This is a genomic window from Gudongella sp. DL1XJH-153, from assembly GCF_049310905.1.
Lineage (GTDB): Bacteria > Bacillota > Clostridia > Tissierellales > Tissierellaceae > Gudongella.
In genome coordinates this window covers 39,841-57,994 of the sequence record NZ_JBMEMN010000020.1, presented here as the reverse complement: position 1 = coordinate 57,994, position 18,154 = coordinate 39,841, and the positions used below count along the sequence as shown (strand labels likewise).

At 39.4% G+C, this 18,154-nt stretch carries 17 protein-coding genes; all 17 read right to left on the bottom strand.

Features of this window, described 5'->3' with window-relative positions; translation table 11 throughout:
* Positions 1 to 750 precede the first annotated feature (750 nt).
* Entirely contained in the window at positions 751 to 2,064 is a 1,314-nt protein-coding gene (locus tag ACOEN1_RS08940; protein ID WP_422486547.1) for a replication-associated recombination protein A, read from the bottom strand.
* Between the two features lie 100 nt (positions 2,065 to 2,164).
* Entirely contained in the window at positions 2,165 to 3,226 is a 1,062-nt protein-coding gene (gene orr / locus ACOEN1_RS08935) for an ornithine racemase Orr (protein ID WP_422486546.1), read from the bottom strand.
* Positions 3,227 to 3,237: 11 nt separating this feature from the next.
* A complete protein-coding gene (locus tag ACOEN1_RS08930; protein ID WP_422486545.1) occupies positions 3,238 to 4,602 on the bottom strand; it encodes a GlmL-related ornithine degradation protein in 1,365 nt (454 codons plus the stop codon).
* On the bottom strand, positions 4,592 to 6,808 hold the full coding sequence (gene oraE, locus ACOEN1_RS08925) for a D-ornithine 4,5-aminomutase subunit OraE (protein WP_422486544.1): 2,217 nt from the start codon (positions 6,806 to 6,808) through the stop codon (positions 4,592 to 4,594). The genes ACOEN1_RS08930 and oraE overlap by 11 nt, the downstream gene beginning before the upstream one ends.
* Positions 6,808 to 7,173: an ornithine aminomutase subunit alpha gene (locus ACOEN1_RS08920; protein ID WP_422486543.1), complete on the bottom strand. Its 366-nt coding sequence runs from the start codon at positions 7,171 to 7,173 to the stop codon at positions 6,808 to 6,810. Before ACOEN1_RS08920 ends, oraE begins: the two co-directional genes overlap by 1 nt.
* A 2-nt stretch (positions 7,174 to 7,175) precedes the next feature.
* The gene (gene ortB, locus ACOEN1_RS08915; protein WP_422486542.1) at positions 7,176 to 8,606 is read right to left on the bottom strand and encodes a 2-amino-4-oxopentanoate thiolase subunit OrtB; all 1,431 of its coding nucleotides are present in this window, start codon (positions 8,604 to 8,606) and stop codon (positions 7,176 to 7,178) included.
* Positions 8,599 to 8,910, bottom strand: coding sequence for a 2-amino-4-oxopentanoate thiolase subunit OrtA (gene ortA, locus ACOEN1_RS08910; protein WP_422486541.1), 312 nt, complete (start codon positions 8,908 to 8,910; stop codon positions 8,599 to 8,601). The genes ortB and ortA overlap by 8 nt, the downstream gene beginning before the upstream one ends.
* Positions 8,911 to 9,021: 111 nt before the next feature.
* Complete coding sequence (gene ord, locus ACOEN1_RS08905; protein WP_422486540.1) at positions 9,022 to 10,071, bottom strand: 2,4-diaminopentanoate dehydrogenase; 1,050 nt, start codon at positions 10,069 to 10,071, stop codon at positions 9,022 to 9,024.
* A 185-nt stretch (positions 10,072 to 10,256) separates the two neighbouring features.
* Positions 10,257 to 11,672, bottom strand: a complete 1,416-nt coding sequence (locus tag ACOEN1_RS08900) for a sigma-54 interaction domain-containing protein (RefSeq protein ID WP_422486539.1) — start codon at positions 11,670 to 11,672, stop codon at positions 10,257 to 10,259.
* A gap of 13 nt (positions 11,673 to 11,685) precedes the next feature.
* Entirely contained in the window at positions 11,686 to 12,144 is a 459-nt protein-coding gene (gene nrdR / locus ACOEN1_RS08895; RefSeq protein ID WP_422486538.1) for a transcriptional regulator NrdR, read from the bottom strand.
* Positions 12,145 to 12,200: 56 nt separating this feature from the next.
* A complete protein-coding gene (gene ftsZ / locus ACOEN1_RS08890; RefSeq protein ID WP_422486537.1) occupies positions 12,201 to 13,307 on the bottom strand; it encodes a cell division protein FtsZ in 1,107 nt (368 codons plus the stop codon).
* A gap of 27 nt (positions 13,308 to 13,334) precedes the next feature.
* The gene (locus ACOEN1_RS08885; protein WP_422486536.1) at positions 13,335 to 13,688 is read right to left on the bottom strand and encodes a small basic family protein; all 354 of its coding nucleotides are present in this window, start codon (positions 13,686 to 13,688) and stop codon (positions 13,335 to 13,337) included.
* The gene (locus ACOEN1_RS08880) at positions 13,689 to 14,411 is read right to left on the bottom strand and encodes a DUF881 domain-containing protein (RefSeq protein WP_422486535.1); all 723 of its coding nucleotides are present in this window, start codon (positions 14,409 to 14,411) and stop codon (positions 13,689 to 13,691) included.
* A gap of 11 nt (positions 14,412 to 14,422) precedes the next feature.
* A complete protein-coding gene (locus ACOEN1_RS08875) occupies positions 14,423 to 15,151 on the bottom strand; it encodes a DUF881 domain-containing protein (protein WP_422486534.1) in 729 nt (242 codons plus the stop codon).
* Between the two features lie 10 nt (positions 15,152 to 15,161).
* Positions 15,162 to 15,914 carry a cell division protein FtsQ/DivIB gene (locus ACOEN1_RS08870; RefSeq protein WP_422486533.1) on the bottom strand — a complete coding sequence of 251 codons (753 nt, stop codon included), beginning with the start codon at positions 15,912 to 15,914 and terminating at the stop codon, positions 15,162 to 15,164.
* Positions 15,915 to 15,929: 15 nt separating this feature from the next.
* Positions 15,930 to 17,027 carry an undecaprenyldiphospho-muramoylpentapeptide beta-N-acetylglucosaminyltransferase gene (gene murG / locus ACOEN1_RS08865; protein ID WP_422486532.1) on the bottom strand — a complete coding sequence of 366 codons (1,098 nt, stop codon included), beginning with the start codon at positions 17,025 to 17,027 and terminating at the stop codon, positions 15,930 to 15,932.
* Entirely contained in the window at positions 17,011 to 18,153 is a 1,143-nt protein-coding gene (ftsW, locus tag ACOEN1_RS08860; protein WP_422486531.1) for a putative lipid II flippase FtsW, read from the bottom strand. The genes murG and ftsW overlap by 17 nt, the downstream gene beginning before the upstream one ends.
* Between the last annotated feature and the right edge of the window lies 1 nt (position 18,154).

Genomic DNA, 18,154 nt, shown 5'->3' with positions numbered 1-18,154 from the left:
GTTTTTTCCTCAAAATTAATCATACCATACGGAGCTCTATTCTCATTTATTTTTCCTACAGTTATTTTACACTAACCGTTCAATTCTCATTTTTGGCATCGCTTGTAAAGTATAATTTAGTCATTATATTATCCCTAAGGTGTTTGCACGCAGTTCTTACCCTATCAATGAAATATCTAGAAATCCTAGATTTCTGATATTTCTATTGCCGGGCACGTGCGATTCCAGCACGATGAAAATCACGCGCTCGTTTTCTCCGTTGATTCCTATGCCGCTTCGCTTGGAGGAATCAAAACACTACGAAATCCTCGCTAGATTTTAAAGTCGTTCTTTCATATGAACTGCTTTGTAAACGACCTTTCGGGATTTAATCTTCTATCCTTTGCTTCTGATTTATAAACAGCAAACCGTGCAAGAGGAAAGTCTTGATGAGTAAGTACCCCCTCGATGAAATCTCACAAAATCAAAGATTTTAGTTATTTCTATCGCCGGGCACAAGCGAACTTATACATGGAAAAAGCAGCTCGATTTCTCAAACGAAGTAAAGAAAATTGTTCTGGCTTGCGTGATTTTCAATTAAGCATAGAATCTTTTAACCGTCAAAGAACGGAAGCTATTTCTGAATCAATTATCAGTAAAATCGATAGCAAGCCCATTTTTGAAACGAGTTTGATAAATCTCTGATCTTGAATCCGAGCGGTTCATCTGACTTTCCTGGATAATACAAACGATGAATAACAATAATTCAGTTTATCTTTTCTTTTTCATTTCATCTTTAACTTTTTTCTCATATCCATGTTCAGTAGGCTCATAGTAAACCTTATCCTCCAACCCTTCAGGAAGATATGTCTGTTCCACGTGTCCACCTGAATAGTCGTGAGGGTTCAAATATGTTTTCCCATGACCCAGCGCCTTTGACCCTCCGTAATGTGAGTCCTTAAGGTGAAGAGGTACTGCTCCAATCTCTTCATTTCTGATATCCGAGAGTGCCTTGTCTATTCCGATATAGGCCCTGTTGCTCTTTGGTGCTGTGGAGACGTACAAGGCTGCCTGTGACAGTATGATCCTTCCTTCCGGCATTCCTATGGCATGAACAGCCTGAAGGGCTGCAGTGGCAATCTGAAGCGCCTGGGGGTCTGCATTGCCTACATCTTCTGATGCAGCGATTATAATCCTTCTTGCAATGAATATTGGGTCTTCTCCGGCATTTATCATCTTGGCCAGATAATAGAGCGTTGCATCGGGATCAGAACCTCTCATGCTCTTTATGAAGGCTGAGATTGTATCGTAGTGTTCATCTCCACCCTTGTCGTACTTTGCCGTTTTTATCTGAATTGACTCCTTGATTCCAGAAAGGTCAATTCTTCTCTTGCCATCCTCACCCGGTTCCGTTGAAAGAACTCCAATTTCTATTGAATTAAGAAGTATCCTTCCATCACCCTGAGCAATTGAAAGAAGATAATCTCTAGCCTCATGCGAGATTTCAACAGTATATGAGCCAAGACCTTTTTCACTATCACTTAATGCATTGTCAAGGAGTTGCTCAAGATGATTTCTCTCCAGTGGATGCAGTTGAAGAACCATTGCTCTTGATAACAAGGCTTTGTTTACCTCGAAATATGGGTTTTCAGTAGTCGCTCCAATAAGGATTATTATTCCTCGCTCAACAAATGGGAGCAGAGCATCCTGCTGCGACTTGTTGAATCTGTGTATCTCGTCAACAAACAGAATTGTCTTTTTACCCCTGATCTTAAGACTCTCCTCTGCTCTGGCAACTACCTCTCTTATATCCTTGACTCCAGCGGTTACAGCTGAAAGCTTTTCAAATCTCATCCTTGTCTGGTTGGCTATTATCATTGCAAGCGTAGTCTTTCCGGTTCCCGGTGGTCCATAGAATATCATGGAATTAATCCGGTCTGCCTTAATAGCTCTATTTAAAAATTTGCCTTCTCCCAGAATATGATCCTGGCCAACAAATTCCTCCACATTCTTTGGTCTCATCCTGTCTGCAAGAGGAGCTTCCTTTTTTAGTTTGTCCTCCATGGACATTGTAAATAAATCCATCCAAAATCACCTATTTCTTTCTATTATTATTTCAACACTCATATTATATCACAAGAATGGATGATAAAAAATGCAATGAGAAAGGAGCCCTTTCGGACTCCTAGATAGTTTTTTTCTCAACGTATTCACTTGTCATTATTCTAAGCATGCTAACATAGTGCATCTTAAAGGAAACAATATCTCCAACTTTGTAATCGATTTTTGAGTCTGTACCATCCAGTATCAGATGGTCAGAACTTCCTCCAAGGATTATCAGTCCCTGATCCATCGGTTTCAGTGTATCCAGATCCATATCCTGTTTACCTATAGCGCATAGTATTCTTTTTCTAACACCTCTGTCTACAAATGTAGGTACCTTTCCAAATGCATCTCTTCCAATTTCCTCTGTTGGCACCGATGGTTTCTCTTTAACCTCAATTACCTGTGCTTCCAGGGTAAATACAGAATCATCCGTTCCTTCAATCCTATTTCCATAAGCCGCTTCTGTCCCCATAAGAAGGGCTTCTCCCATCCTCAGATTGTTTATTCCTTGAGGAAGTCTTCCCTGAAGAAGGTGAATTGTGCTTGAGTTTCCTCCGGAAATTATTTCAAGATTGATATTGAATCTCTTTTCAACCCTTGTTGCAGTATCCACTAGTCTCTGAAGTATTCTCTCGTTAGGAATAACCCCTCCATAACAGGTGAGATTTACCCCCAGCCCTCTTATTTTGATCCATTTAAAATCCAGTATTTCCTCTACAGCCTCCATAAGGTCCTCCTCGTGGAAGTAGCCTTCCCTAAGGTCCCCAAGGTCAACCATAAGAATTATGTCGTGAACCTTATTAATCTTTTCAGCAGCCTTGTTAAGAGCCTTGACTGTTTCCACTTCAGAGTTAAGTGATATATCTGCATACTTCACCATATCATCCGCCTCAGAAATCATTGGAAGTCTAAGCATTAGCTTCGGTATGTCCAGGTCCTTGAGTCTTTTAAGATTCTGAATCCTAGAGTCAGCCAGATAGGTGACTCCACCGTCTACATATGCCTTTGCGATTTCGGGATTGGCAGAGAAACCTTTTGTTACTCCTGCAACCGTAATATGATTGGCTGCGGCTAACTTCATTACCGTTTTTACATTGTGTCTAAGCTTTTCTGTGTCAATTGTAATTCTTGGATAGGCCATAGCACTCCTCCTTATCTCAATCCAAAGCTCTTCATCATCAAATCGAGAGCTGTCTTAGGATATTTTTTTGACATAACACCCAATGATGCCATTATATAGTGATTATCTATCAGTATTTCTGCCTCCTTGTTCGGAAGCAAGTCTGTTCCCATATTTGAAACAGTGATTTTCTCAATTATTTCATTTCTCGCGGAAAGTCTTGTCAACGCACCACCAGTACCTATTATATATCTAACTCCTGTAAGGTCCTTGCCCTCTGCTATTGTCTTTTTACCGCTTGGACCATAGAGAGCCTTAAGTCTTCCTGCATGTCTCTTTACTGCTGTAATCGTTGCATGTTCAGCTAGAACCTCAACGAATCTTTTTTCAAGGTCAGATAGGGGTATTGGCTTATGGTGTTGGATAAGATTGTCCAGTGCCGGTTCGTCCAAGTCAAGCTCAGACATCAATTTATCCTCTCCTACCATTTCCACGATATTCTTCATATTGACAAAAACCCCAAGATCGCCTTCAACTGTTCTCTTGGCGAATGGTTCAGGGCTCAGCATTATTCTTGCAATTTCTTCGCTGTCCTCAGTCACTGAGTGTACATCTGTTGTTGCACCTCCCACATCTATTGTCATCAAGTCACCGATTTCATCATAGAGAACCTGCGATGCCTCCATAACAGCTCCTGGTGTGGGCATAATGTTTCCTGTTACCATATCCCTGATTTTCTCCATTCCAGGGGCATGGACTATATGCTTTTCGAATACGGACTGTATAACTTTTCTTGTAGGCTCAATGTTGAGTTCATCTATCTTTGGATAGACATTTTCCACAATATAGAGTTCATTTTCCGTTCCTTCAAAAATATCTCTTATATCCTCCTGATTTTCTACATTTCCTGCGTATATCACCGGAATACCAAGATTAAGCTCCGCTATCAGTTCAGCGTTGTTTAAGGCCGTATCTCTCTCACCATAGTCTACTCCGCCTGCAATCAGGATTATATTCGGTTTTGTTTCCTTTATTTTTCTAAGATCTGATTTTCTCAGCTTTCCTGCCGTAATATACTTTATATTAGCTCCTGCTCCAAGGGCTGCCTCCTTGGCAGCTCTTACGGTCATATCATATACCAGACCATGAACTGTCATTCGAAGACCACCTGCAGCAGAGCTGGTTGCTATAAGCTCATCATATTCAATTTTGTCGACCTTCATATTACTGCAAAGGTCATCTATTGCTTCATTAAGTCCAATTGTTACATCTCCCTGGAGAACAGAGGTTGCCCCCTGTCCCTGTCCAAGGAAAACCGGATTGGTTTCTATTCCGTTGAAAGCATTTACCACAGTTGTGGTACTGCCTATTTCAGCTACAAGCAGATTAATCTTCATTGGCCATTTCACGTCTCTTCTTCACTAGGAAAGTAGCTACATGTGAACCTTTTGTTCCACGGCCAAATCCTGCATCCATACCATTTTTAACTGCAGTTTCATTTGATACCTGAGTTCCACCAGCAATAAAGATCATCTTGTCCCTTACACCTCTCTCAATGGCGTATTCGTGAAGCTTCTTCATGTTCTTGTAGTGGATATCATCGTGTGAAATGATTGTTGAAGTAAGAACAGCATCTGCATTCATCTCAATTGCAGCATCAAGCAACTTTTCTACTGAAACTGATGTTCCAAGGATATGACATTCAATTCCGTATCCCTCGATTCCACCATGCTTTATATCAATGATCTCACGGATACCTACGGAATGCTCGTCCTCTCCTACAGTTGCAGCAACTACCTTCATATGTTTGTTGTCGATTTCCTCCCTGATCTGGTCATCTGACATTACTTCCGGTTTCGGAGGAATTACAAGCTCACTTGTATCAATTGAAAAATCAACCTTACCCTTAAGCTCAATTCTTGAACCCTCTGCTTCCTGCATGATCTCCCTGTGGATTACTTCACAGTCGTGGAGGTTCATCCTCTTGCCGATTTCAAGAGCTGCAAATTCAGCAGTTCTGACATCAGTTGGAAGGAACATTGTCAAGAGGATGATTCCATCTCCAAGCCATTCCATTTCCGGCTTAATCTTTGTTGTGCCGATCAGATCCTTTACTTCTTCAAGTCTTACATTTACATTGTCAGACTCATCAAGCTCATCTATAAAGATTATCTTTTCTGGGTCTTCAAGTGTTGATCCACCGATTAGCTTTGATGGATCCTCAACATATTCCTCGCCATACTGTGCGATGTTGTTGTATCCAAAATGTGCTGTTACAGGAGCCATGTAGTCAGTATCTCTCTCGTATACAGTACCTTCTCCTACACCACCGTCTATTTTCCTTATGATTCCATCTCCGTTTCTCTCGGGATAGTATCCTGAGTCAACAAAGAATCCATCCTGCACTGCCTTGAAGTAGCCTCCGATTTCCAGCATCTCTTCCATAAACAGAATTGCTCTTTCCTTCAGTTCTCTTACCATATCTCCCAGCTCACTGTCGTGACGCTTGAGCTGAATCATTGACATCAAACCGTCAAGTCCGTTGAAAACCTGCTTTGCAGTATCTGTTGCTTCGATGTTATAAATGTGCCATGGCACATTTCTTCCTTCATCAGGTGTGATTGTCGATTGAATATCAGCTGATGTCATTTGTGAAATCAATAGGTTCAATACATGTGTAACGGTTGCTTCTCTTGCTGATGATTCCATGTATTTGGTATTTTGCTGCGCTCTCATTCTATACTCCCTGAACAGGTCTCTCAAAGCAACTGCATATGGCAGATCAAGTCTCATACTTGGCGCTGGAGGTGCTGTTGGAGGTACAGTTGAAAGACATATATTACCTTTCTTCATTCCTACCTTAACAGAAAATATTGAATTTATCGCATGCTGTACCATCAACTCAGGCATGACCTTCCAAGCTTCTCTGGCTGTAGCATTAGCGTTGTGAGCACCATCAATCTGTGCAATGTCAGCCCAGGTCATAACCTTCTTTGCCTCTGCAGCATCAACGAATGATCTTATCATGTTTATGTTTCTGTACAATACGTTATATTGTGGATCCTGGTGTGCTCCGTTTACGCCTTCTTCTGCAAACATAACTGCAATTTCAGGACCTGCCACCCCTGATACATATGAATGATAGTTTATTGGTCTTCCAACTTCCTCTTCAATCAAGTCCAGGGCTTTTCTCTGTACCCTTACCTGCTTACGGGTTATTGGAATTCCACCAACACCCTGTGGTGTACCTTCAATCAAACTTTCAAAATGTGACTGTCCGGCAGTTCTAATTACCATTAGATGATCAGCACCATGCCATGCAGCCATTCTCATTCTTCTTATATCATCCTCGAATCTACCTGATGCTATTTCCGTAGTTATAACAGGTTGCGGTTGTGGATCGATATTTTCAAAATACTTTGAAGCTGGAAGTGGTTGGCTTTGCTTAAGATTCTCGGAAGTCTCATAGTATTCAAATTTTCCGATTTGTCTCTTTTCGCCTTGGCCTTCTCTCCAGTGCCATCCTCTTCTCTTTGGCCTGTAATTCTCTATGTCCTTTAAGAGTTCCTTGATATCCAGTTTTTCATTTGGTTTAAGATCCATTATTTGGCACCTCCTTCAAACAAGGGCTTAACTTCATTCCAGGCGTCGCCTTCTACCAGAAGGAGACCTGTTTCTCTAATTCCCATGTTCTTCTTATTTGCAAGCTTGTAAACAATGTGTCCAACACCTTTTCCAATCAAGCCTCTGTCTATTGCATTATCGACTATACTTTTTGCCTCTACACTTGAGAAGCCCATTCTCAATAGTATGCTTCTCTCAATCGAAGGACTTGTATTCTTGTAACCCAAATCTACTATTGGATCAACAAGCTCTTCAGCTAACTCCCAGAATCTGGCCTCCAGCTGATCTTCTGAAAGATCTGCCAGTTTTTTTCTTCGTTCTTGAAAATCATCTGCTCTCTTCATTATTATTCCTCCGTTTCAACTTTTACTCCCAATTCTTCCAGTGCATCTCTAACAAAACCCTCTTTCGATTTTGTATCAGCTACAAGAAAGTCAAGGTCTTCTCTGTTTACAGTTTCAACTCCTGAGTTCTTTATGCAGTTTCTTATATATGATTTTTTTGTTTTTTCAATGTCAAGCTCTTCAACACACAGCATTCCTGGATTCTCAGGAAGAATAATGTTCTCTCCTGGAACCTCTTGGGCTGGATTTCCCTTAAGAATCTTTATTCCATTTTCCTTTGCAAATGTAAGCTGTGGATTGATATGCTTTCCTGCTCCAGTATACTCAGTCTCCTGAACAACTACAATCTGGTCCTCATCCATTTCCTGAGCTAGAACAAATGCTGCAGCAAGGGCAGTGTTACCAGCCGGTCCTCTTTCAAGTCCTTCAACTTGTGCAAGCAACTCAGTCATATAGAATACTGATCCCTGGTTTACTGTTAAATATCTATCCATATATCTTAATGGTCTGGCTGCTGATCTTGGAACGTCTGATCTGTCTGGCCAAGTTGCAAAAGGAATACCAAAACCGGTATGTCCTGTTGTAAATGATTTTTTATTGAACTGCTCATCACTTGCCATGTGAAGTCCTGAAAGGCTCACACTGGCTCCTATAACTGTAGTATCAAGTGCGCCTGCCTTGATAAGTCCTCTGGCAGTACCTGTAAGGTTTCCACCACCTGCATTTGTTACCACAACTGCATCTGGATCTCTTCCTTCTTTTTCTCTGAATTGCATTGATATTTCATATCCAAGTGTTTCCACTCCTGCAATACCAAATGGCGTATAAAGAGATGCGTTGAAAAATCCTGTATCTTCAAGCAAAAGAAGGAATGAGTAAAACAGTTCAGGTCCTACTGACAGCTGTACTACTTCTGCTCCATATGCTTCACATGCTCTTGCCTTCTCGATTATTTCAGGCTGACCTTTTCCTTTAGAATCATAGCATTCCTGGACAATTATGCATTTTAGGCCTCTCATTGCTGCCTGTGATGCAACCGCTGCTCCATAATTTCCTGATGTAGCTGCTATAACACCTTTATACCCCAATTTTTGAGCGTGATAAACTGCAGTAGCTGCTCGCCTTGCTTTAAAACTTCCAGAAGGATTGCTTGCCTCATCTTTAAGAAAAATTCTGGCTCCCTTTCCTGGCTTGGAGTATTTTCTTGCAAGTCTTGTAATGTTATTCAGCTCGTATAGTGGCGTGTTCCCAACAGTTGTTTGCTTTTGTATCTCCTCAATTTCCTGTAAACTATATCCTGTTTCCTTCATCATTCTTTCATAATCAAAGGCAATTCTTCCTGACTCGAAGATATCGTAGTCAATTCCAACTGAAGACTTCATAATTTCAGGTTTTCTTGCCATAACGGCGCTGAAGCTCCTGTCTTTAGTCATGTTTTTCACCTTCCTCCAATAGTTCCCTTGCCTGTCTTCCAATATACAGAAGTTCAGGCACTGCCTTTCCATAATCGTGATCCCAGAAAGGATTGATTTCTATCAATTCTCCAGTCACTTTTCGTCCAATATATGTCTCAATGTCAACCTGATCTCCAATATTTGCATTCTCGTTCATCAGGAATCCCTTATCCCACATTTCCAAGGGAACGCTTTGAGTATCCTCAGGTATGTTCGGTGCTCTTTCACCAACTTTTAGAATAATCTTGTGGATTCTTACCCAATCGCCTTTTTTTGCAGTCATATCCAGTTCCTCCTTCTTCACCTGTTTTCATGGAAGAATGAGTAGACAAATTATCTACTCATTTCCAATATGTTTCTAAATCTTAATGTTTTTATATCTATTTTGTCTTAATTATTCAACTTCAATCATTTTTCTCATGTCACCCATAATTGCTCTAGGCACTGGAAGGTCTATCATGGTTTTTAATCCTGGTCTTGCATTTATAATGTGCGGAATCATGTTTACACACATTGCAATTGTTCCGATTCCTCCAGGAACTTCTGGTGAGTTTACAAGATTTATATCTGGGTTACCCTTTATTATTACATAGTCCCCAGTATTTACTCCAACCTGCTCAGGCTCTATTTGCTGTGGGTGATCCATTTCAATTTTCATCTCTCCATCAACATATCCGAATCCTTTCATGGCACATCCTGCTACATTTCCTGCTTTGGCAAATCCATGTGGAGATTTTCTGTCCACATCTGTCATGATTGGTTCCATTGACTGCTCAATCTTTTCTACATCCCAACCTATGGCATCAGCTATCATATGGATTGACTCTGGGAATCCAACGTGACCTGATAGATGACCTGTTTTTACACCTTCTTCAAATTCTTCCTTGGTGATTCCAATTCCTTGCTCCTCCATTACTGCAGGACCAAATGGTGAAAGGCTATTTACTCTCCTGGCTGTAACATGATCTACTGTTTCACAGCATCCAGTCATCAATACAACTAGAAGGTCCATGATCAGACCAGGGTTGATACCCGTACCTATGATTGATACTCCGTTAGCCTTTGCTATTTCATCAAGCTGCTTTGCTTCTTCAGGTGACTGAGCAAGTGGATAAGCCATCTCTTCAGCTGAAGAAACAACATTTATCTTCTTCTCAAGTATAAACTTCAATCTATCAAATGCTATTTTTGTAAATGAGTCAGTTGCTGTAAGTACAACATCAGCACAACCTTCTGTTATTACTTCCTCAGGTGTTCCTATTATGACGTCTGGTCTGTCGCCTCTCTCAGTTGAAATGTAGTCATACATACTCTTTCCAAGCTTATTGCCTCTTCCAACTGCTCCAACAATTTCAACGCCTTTCTTTTTTAGCAGCATATCAGCCATGCCGCTTCCCATTGCGCCTAATCCCCAAATTATTACCTTTACGTTTTCTTTTCTCATAAAGCACCTCCGTTAGTATTTGATTAGCGTTCTAATATTATTTATACCTTTATACATTGCAATTCCCGTGCCAAGTTATATAAACCTGTATTTTACATGAAATATACTATTCTTGCAGTAGAAAAGTCGTAAAAATCAGATATTCACATTAAAAAACGCAATAACATTTGCATTTAATGCAAATGTTATTGCGTCTGGTCCATTTTCTTTAATTTATGTTGTAGTGTTTGTCTCTTAATCCCCATATGCCTGGCTGCAATAGTAATATTATTGTTGTACCTTCCCATCATTTCCAGAATAAGTTTTTCTTCGATATCCTGTAGAAGCTCCGGTAATGAATTCTTGGATAACTGCCCAATCATATTGCTTTCAGCATTTGATGTTTTCGGAATAAAGTTTGATGTAATGAAGTTCTCTCTGTTGAGGACTTTATCCTTTGAAGAGACCATATTCATGGCACCTTCAATAAAATTCTCAAGCTCACGGATATTTCCTGGCCAATCATAGCTGCTAAAATCATTCATAACCTGGTCAGATACCTTTTCAATAGACTTATTCAACAGCTTATTATATTTTCTGATAAAATACTTGATCAACAGCTGTAGATCATCCAGTCTTTCTCTAAGTGGTGGAATATGTATATTGATTACGCTTAATCTATAGTAAAGGTCTCTTCTTATTGCTCCATTATCCACACCTGCTCTGGGATCTTCATTGGTGGTTGCAATTATTCTTACATCTATTGGGATATCCTTCAATCCACCTATTCTCCTTATGTATCCTTCCTGAAGCACTCTTAATAGCTTGGCCTGGAGAGGAAGACTCATTGAATTGATTTCATCCAGTAATAGTGTGCCACCATTGGCTTGCTCGAATATGCCCTCTCTCTCGATTGCACCAGTAAATCCACCTTTTTCTGTTCCAAACAATATTCCTTCCAAAAGTGAATCCGGTATGGCTGCACAATTCTGAGCAATGAAAGTATTGTTTCGTCTTACTCCGTGATTATGTATTGACTGGGCAAACATTTCTTTACCAGTTCCTGTTTCACCGTGTATAAGGACACTTGACGGAGTCTCACTTGCCCTTTCACCGATTTCCTTTGCCAATACCAAGGTTTTATTGTTACCGATAATACTATTGAAAGTGTACTTTTTTATTTGTGCACTTCTTTTTGTATCACGTTTGCTTACTTTTAACTCCTGTTGCAACTCCAGCAGTTGGTCAGAAAGCTTTCTTAAATTTGTTACATCCTGTGCAATCTCCATTGCACCGACAATTACTTCCCCATAATATAATGGGATTGTTGAACTAATTGTTGTTATTGAATGACCTCTGAAGTTAAAATATGTCTGTGTTGAATTTAATATGGGTTGACCGGAATTAATGACTTTTATCAATGTTGAAGTATCCTCATTGAGGCTTGGAAATATTTCCAAAATATCTTTCTCCAGTACTTGAAATATCTCCAGACCTTCAAGATCAGCCATTGCTTCATTGTAAATGATAGTTTTTCTGTCCTTGTCAATAACATGGATTCCAATATTTCCATAACGCAAAATATTTTGCACCATTAAATCATTGATTTGAGTTTTTTTCATTGAGTAACAACCCCTATTTATTCTCACCTAGAATCTTCTTAAGTTCATCCATAAAGGAATTTACATCCTTGAATTGCCTGTATACAGACGCAAATCTCACATACGCTACTTCATCCACATCCTTCAGCTTGTTCATTACAAGTTCACCAATTTGTACTGATGTGATTTCATTCTCCAAGGAATTGAAGATGGCCTTCTCAATGCTGTCTACTGTCTGTTCAATAACAGCCATGGATACTGGTCGCTTCTCACACGCTTTTATTATACCGTTCATCAGCTTGTTTCTATCATACACCTGCCTGTTTCCATCTTTTTTTACGACTATTATCGGTAGTTCTTCGATTTTTTCATAGGTCGTAAACCTTTTTCCGCAGCTGATGCATTCTCTACGACGTCGGATGGCCTGCCCTTCATCTGTAGGTCTTGAGTCTACCACTTTAGATTCCTGATATTCACAATAAGGACACTTCATGGTTGTCACCCTCTCTATCAACAAGACGCATCCTGAATCGGATACGTCTTGAGCTCTTATTTGTTCTTATCTCTTCTTCTAAGGAATATGGGAATGTCCAAATCTTCCATGCTGGTTTCCTTTGTCTCTTTTTCCTCAGTTGGTTCGTCAGCTTTTCTGGATCCGAATAATCCTGTCTTTTGATTTATAGTTGACTTGTTTTTTAAAGGTCCTTCCTCGAAACCTGTTGCGATAACTGTAATCTGGATTTCATCTGACATGCTTTCATCGATTCCAGCACCAAATATTATATTCGCATCAGGATCCACAGATTGTCTGATTATGTCCGCAGCTTCGTTAACTTCAAATATTCCCAGATCACTTCCACCTGTTATATTTAAAAGAACAGACCTTGCTCCATCGATTGATGTCTCCAGCAATGGACTTGTAATCGCCTGCTTTGCCGCTTCTGTAGCTCGATTGTCGCCTGAAGCTTTTCCTATTCCCATATGTGCTATTCCTTTGTCAAACATAATTGTTTTAACGTCAGCAAAGTCCAGATTTATTAAGTTAGGTACACTTATTAGATCTGATATTCCTTGTATACCTTGTTTCAACACTTCATCGGCCATCATAAAAGCATCAGCCATGGTCGTCTTCTTGTCTGCTATTTGAAGAAGTCTATCGTTGGGAATTGTAACAAGGGTATCTACCCTCTCCTTTAACTCCTGAATACCTTGTTCAGCGTGAAGAAGTCTCTTTTTACCTTCAAATGTAAAAGGCTTGGTTACTACTCCAACTGTAAGAATCCCAAGTTCCTTGGCAATCTCTGCTACAATGGGTGCTGCTCCTGTTCCAGTTCCTCCACCCATGCCTGCAGTGATAAAGACCATGTCTGCTCCTTTTAGTGATTCAAGAATTTCATTTCTGTTTTCTTCAGCTGCCTTGGTTCCTATCTCTGGATTAGCTCCTGCTCCAAGTCCTTTTGTTATTTTCTCTCCAAGTTGAACCTTTAGTTCTGCTCTGGATGAATATAATGCTTGTTTATCTGTATTAAGTGCAATAAATTCTATTCCCCTGACTCCGCATTCTATCATACGATTAACTGCGTTATTTCCTCCTCCACCTACTCCAAAAACCTTAATCTTTGCGAATTGGTCCACATCAATGTCAAAATCAAACATTCCCATTCCTCCTATTCTCATTTGGTACTACTTTTCTGTTTTAGCCGGCTTTTCCTTAAATAGCCAAAGTCTCCTTATTCTTGCGAAATTATCAAAAAGTCTGCTTCCAAAGGTGAAAATGGCCGCATAATACAACGGAAAACCTAACCGGTCTCCAATATATGCCAAAAATGCTGCCAATATAGCATTTCCGAAAAAACCGGAAATAAATATCTTAGTATTGAACTTATTCTCCAGATTTGCTCTTATTCCTCCGAATACAGAGTCCAGACACGCCAGTATAGCTACTGATATATATAGAGTATATGCGGTATTATAAGTATATGGAAGAAGAAATCCTATTGTTGCACCTATAAGTATTCCTATTAAAGCATATACCATTTACTCACCTTCTTCCATAGGTTTCGCATAATTAAATTGAAACGGTCCACTGTAACCTGGAACATCTACTTGATCCTTTATGTATGGTTGCAGACCAATTCCATAGATTTTCATCAGGGTATCACCGTATGTTCCCGGTGCACTTACAGCTGCCATCAACATTTGTGGGTCGCCAATAACATTTATTACAAAAGGTGTGCCAATGCTTTTGCCATTTACACGAATTATTGGTCCCCCGCACTTTATCTCACTTGTAGCAATTATCCTTTGATCATTTATGCTTATGGCTTCAGCTCCTGCTACCCTCAGATCATTTATTATATTCATTATATCAACATCATGGATAATATAGTCATTAAAATTCAGACCAGTATAGTCTCCCAAGTTATCATACATTATGATTTCAATGCCTGGTCCTTTAAGTTTTGTATACCCGGCTCTGTTCATATTATCATTTACATCTGCTACAAGTATGTCAATGATATTTGCATCTCCAGTATTTATGCTCTCCAAAGTCTCCAATTTTGCTTCTTTTTGAAGCGCTATTTTCTCCAACTCGCCTATTTCATTTCTTACGGACACAATTTCTTTTTTTGTATCTAGTATTGACTTTACAGTCACAGGTGTTAATAGTTCAACATTGAGTTTCATTTGGGATGCAAGCAGCACTCCAACAAATATGCTAAACAAGGTAATTATAAGTTTGGGGTTATTCTTTTTCATGATACCCCTCCCTAATTAGCAGATTCTTCTACAGGGCTGGCGTATATAAAATCTTTAACCCTTCTGTACCTTGGAATCTCAACTTCATTATTCTGGGTTAGATGGACAATGTAGTCGTAACTCCTTAACTGCCATACAATTCCCCACTTAATGCTTAAAGCCGATTCCAGAGTATCGGGGTTGCCAATGGCTTTGATTATAATTGGCGAACCGGTTGAAACTCCATTAATCTCTATGTGATTTCCAGCTCTTACTATTTCTGTAAAAGCAGTATAACGTTGGTCATTTATACTTATGGCTTCTGCTTCAGCAGCATTTAAAACACTTACAACCTGAAGTATCAAATCAAGTTCATCAACTATACTGAATCCCTCACCAAACTGGATATCAACTGGCGGATCATTTATCTCAAGAACTATTCCTTTTCCTTTAAGATCTGTGTAACCTGCAAGCATTCTGTACTTCATGGCATCCTTATAGAGATTTTCTGCATATATGTCGTCTTCTATGCCACCCTTTTCATATTGCTCAATTTTTGCTTCTATTTCCTGAATATGTCTTAGCTGAGATTCCATCTCAGTTTGTGCTTTTCTCAATTCATTCGCTAGTTCCTGTGCTCTCTGAGTGGGCATGACACCCTCTCCTACAGATTGATTTATTGTCTTGAACTGGATGGATAAAATCAATCCAAGAATAAGAGAAACCATCACAAGTGCTATTATTTCTCCCTTGATTTTCATTTTATCCCCCTCATCTCTCATCTCTTACTACTATTGGATGTTCTCCTTTATTCATAATTATCATTTTTGTAGGAATGTTTTTTTCTTCTACATCCTCAATTATTTCCTGAAGTACCTTTAATTTATATTTTACATTATGAAGAGGTCCAAATTCAACTATCACTCCATTAAATAAATTAATCTTAATATTATTCTCCTCATCATATACTATTTCTCGGAAATTGAGAACTATTTTTTCCATCTCCTCATCATTAAACATATCCTGGAGTTTATTACCTATTCCATTATTGAGGACTTCCTCACCTGGTTTTAGCTGTTCCCAGTCAAACCCTTTCACCAAGGGAATGTCGCTGTTGCGTCTGATGGAGTATTCAAGAAGTACTGCCTGTGAATCAATTACTGCATAACTGTAATTGTATTCAAACTGCATATATGGAACTCTTTCCTGAACAAGAATCTCAATGGTTCCAGGAAACTTCCTTTTTATTTCGACAGTGTCGATGTATGGCAATTGAACAATTGACTCCTCAGCTTTTCCAACTTTTGTCTTTATTATACTATCACCATGACCAATCTCTGATACTTCCACTATCTCTTCAGTGGTTATTTTTGAATTGCCATCAACTTGAATAGCCTTGATCTGTAATAACTTAGTTCTTAGACTCCAGAATATAAGAAGGCTTAGTACAAGAATTAAAACAACTATTCTTCGATATATCCTTACTTTTCTATTTTTTCTTTGTACTCTGGTCTCCTTGACCATCGTTTCACCTTCTATCTATATTAACTTATCGATTTCTTCAATTATTAAAATGGTTGCACCAGGGTTCCCAAGTTCTCTGCTTTTTTTTGACATCGCATTCAACTTCTCATCATCAAAGACCAGCTTCATAATTGATTCAAATAAGATCTCTGGATTCAGCTCTTTTTCCAGTATTAACTTTGCAGCTCCATTATCCTCAAAAGCCCTTGCGTTGAATTCCTGGTGATTTTCAGCAGTATAAGCTTTCGGAATCAATATTGAAGGTTTCCCAGCTGCAGAAATCTCCGCCAGTGCAATCGCACCTCCACTTGTAATAACAATATCTGCAGCACTTATGGCTAATGGCATGCTGTGATGATATGAAATTATCTCTACATTATCACCAATTTGGATTTTTTCTTCCTCAATTTTTTCAAAAAAACTATTGTAGTGTGATTTTCCTGTTACGTGAATCAAATTAATCCTGTTTTCTAATATTATCTTTTTAAGGACTCCCAACATCGAATCATTGAGGCTTCTTTGTCCTCCACTTCCGCCAAATGACAGAACCAAAGGTTTCTCGTCAAATCCCAATTCTTTTCTAGCTTCCTGCTTATCGGTCAAGAGTATGTCCTGCCTAATCGGATTCCCCGTCAAGGAGACATCTCTACATTTTGTAAAATACTTTCTCGATTCTTCGTAGGTTATAAGTACTTTGTCTACAAATCTTGATAAAATCTTATTTGTTATCCCGGGAAAAGCATTTTGCTCGTGGATAACGGTTGGTATTTTCGACCGAGCAGCTCTGTAAAGAATAGGTCCACAAACATACCCACCAGTTCCAACTACCAAGTCCGGCTTGAACTTGTCCAAGATTTTCCTTGAGTCATGTAGGCCACGGAAAAGTTCTGCTACGGCTACAGTTGACTTCTTATTGAATCTTCTGGGCATTCCTTTGACGTGTATGGATTGAAATTCATAACCAGCATTAGTCGAAAGCTCCTCTTCCAAGCTACCTTTTGTCCCTACGTAAAGTATTTCAATGTCTTTATATCTATTTTTTAATCCATCTGCAATTGCCAAAGCAGGATAGATGTGTCCTCCTGTCCCGCCACCGCTAATTATTATTCTCATTGACTTTTCTCCTATCACTGTTTGAAGTCCTTGATATGTTCATTAGAATTCCAAGTCCTGCAAGATAAATTACCAATGAAGTCCCACCAAAACTGATCAAAGGCAAAGTGATTCCAGTTACAGGTATGCTTGATGTAACGACACCAATATTTATAAATGTCTGTATTGCAAGCAAGGAAGTAATTCCCGTTGCCAGATAACTACCAAATGCATCCTTGGCATTAAGAGCAACTACATATCCTCTCCATATTATCATGGCATATAGCAATAGTACAAACAGAGTCCCTATAAGTCCAAGTTCTTCACCAATAATTGAGAAGATAAAATCATTGTAGGACTCAGGTATATAGAAAAACTTTTGTCTGCTTTGGCCAAGGCCAACTCCAATAAGTCCACCAGACCCCATGGCGTATAGAGACTGAACAATCTGCCATCCATCGCCCAGCTTATCTTCAAAGGGGTCAAGAAAAGCAAGTATACGTCTTTGTCGGTACTCATTGCCTTCAGAAAATATTGCATACTTTGCAAATACACCCGTTCCCGCTATTATCACTCCAATAATTGGCAACCACATACCTGCAACGAAGAACATGGCAAATAAAGTTCCTGCCACTGTGGCAGTGGTACTTAAATCTCTCTGAATATATACAAGAGCTGCAGATAATCCTATCAATAGAAAAGCAGGAAATGCGCCATCAAACAGTTTTCTTACTCTTTCTTTCTTGTTATCAAGAAACGCTGCAAAAAATACTATGCTGCCCAACTTGACTGCATCAGACGGCATAAATGTAGTGAAGCCAAGATCAATCCATCTTCGCGCACCCTTTATTTCAACTCCCATGGGTGTAAAAATAAGAAGCGCCAAGATTATCGCTGAAATATAAATTGGAACGGATAATTTCTTCCAGATTCTGTATTCAATATTCATCATTAAGACCATTCCTGCAATTCCAACAAGTGCCCATCGAATGTGTCTTCTGGCATAATGACTTCCATCTGAATATCTAACCATTCCCTCAGGCCAGCTTGCACTGTACACCATAATTATTCCTATGAAAACAAGTGTTATGACGGAAATAAAGATTATAAAGTCTACAGGCTTCTTTTTCATATTTTGCTTTGCCATG

What these genes read in the sequence shown, in the direction of transcription:
- ACOEN1_RS08940 (WP_422486547.1), bottom strand. Translation starts at nt 2,064, where the DNA reads ATGGATTTATTTACAATGTCCATGGAGGACAAACTAAAAAAGGAAGCT.
- orr (WP_422486546.1), bottom strand. Translation starts at nt 3,226, where the DNA reads ATGGCCTATCCAAGAATTACAATTGACACAGAAAAGCTTAGACACAAT.
- ACOEN1_RS08930 (WP_422486545.1), bottom strand. Translation starts at nt 4,602, where the DNA reads ATGAAGATTAATCTGCTTGTAGCTGAAATAGGCAGTACCACAACTGTG.
- oraE (WP_422486544.1), bottom strand. Translation starts at nt 6,808, where the DNA reads ATGGATCTTAAACCAAATGAAAAACTGGATATCAAGGAACTCTTAAAG.
- ACOEN1_RS08920 (WP_422486543.1), bottom strand. Translation starts at nt 7,173, where the DNA reads ATGAAGAGAGCAGATGATTTTCAAGAACGAAGAAAAAAACTGGCAGAT.
- ortB (WP_422486542.1), bottom strand. Translation starts at nt 8,606, where the DNA reads ATGACTAAAGACAGGAGCTTCAGCGCCGTTATGGCAAGAAAACCTGAA.
- ortA (WP_422486541.1), bottom strand. Translation starts at nt 8,910, where the DNA reads ATGACTGCAAAAAAAGGCGATTGGGTAAGAATCCACAAGATTATTCTA.
- ord (WP_422486540.1), bottom strand. Translation starts at nt 10,071, where the DNA reads ATGAGAAAAGAAAACGTAAAGGTAATAATTTGGGGATTAGGCGCAATG.
- ACOEN1_RS08900 (WP_422486539.1), bottom strand. Translation starts at nt 11,672, where the DNA reads ATGAAAAAAACTCAAATCAATGATTTAATGGTGCAAAATATTTTGCGT.
- nrdR (WP_422486538.1), bottom strand. Translation starts at nt 12,144, where the DNA reads ATGAAGTGTCCTTATTGTGAATATCAGGAATCTAAAGTGGTAGACTCA.
- ftsZ (WP_422486537.1), bottom strand. Translation starts at nt 13,307, where the DNA reads ATGTTTGATTTTGACATTGATGTGGACCAATTCGCAAAGATTAAGGTT.
- ACOEN1_RS08885 (WP_422486536.1), bottom strand. Translation starts at nt 13,688, where the DNA reads ATGGTATATGCTTTAATAGGAATACTTATAGGTGCAACAATAGGATTT.
- ACOEN1_RS08880 (WP_422486535.1), bottom strand. Translation starts at nt 14,411, where the DNA reads ATGAAAAAGAATAACCCCAAACTTATAATTACCTTGTTTAGCATATTT.
- ACOEN1_RS08875 (WP_422486534.1), bottom strand. Translation starts at nt 15,151, where the DNA reads ATGAAAATCAAGGGAGAAATAATAGCACTTGTGATGGTTTCTCTTATT.
- ACOEN1_RS08870 (WP_422486533.1), bottom strand. Translation starts at nt 15,914, where the DNA reads ATGGTCAAGGAGACCAGAGTACAAAGAAAAAATAGAAAAGTAAGGATA.
- murG (WP_422486532.1), bottom strand. Translation starts at nt 17,027, where the DNA reads ATGAGAATAATAATTAGCGGTGGCGGGACAGGAGGACACATCTATCCT.
- ftsW (WP_422486531.1), bottom strand. Translation starts at nt 18,153, where the DNA reads ATGGCAAAGCAAAATATGAAAAAGAAGCCTGTAGACTTTATAATCTTT.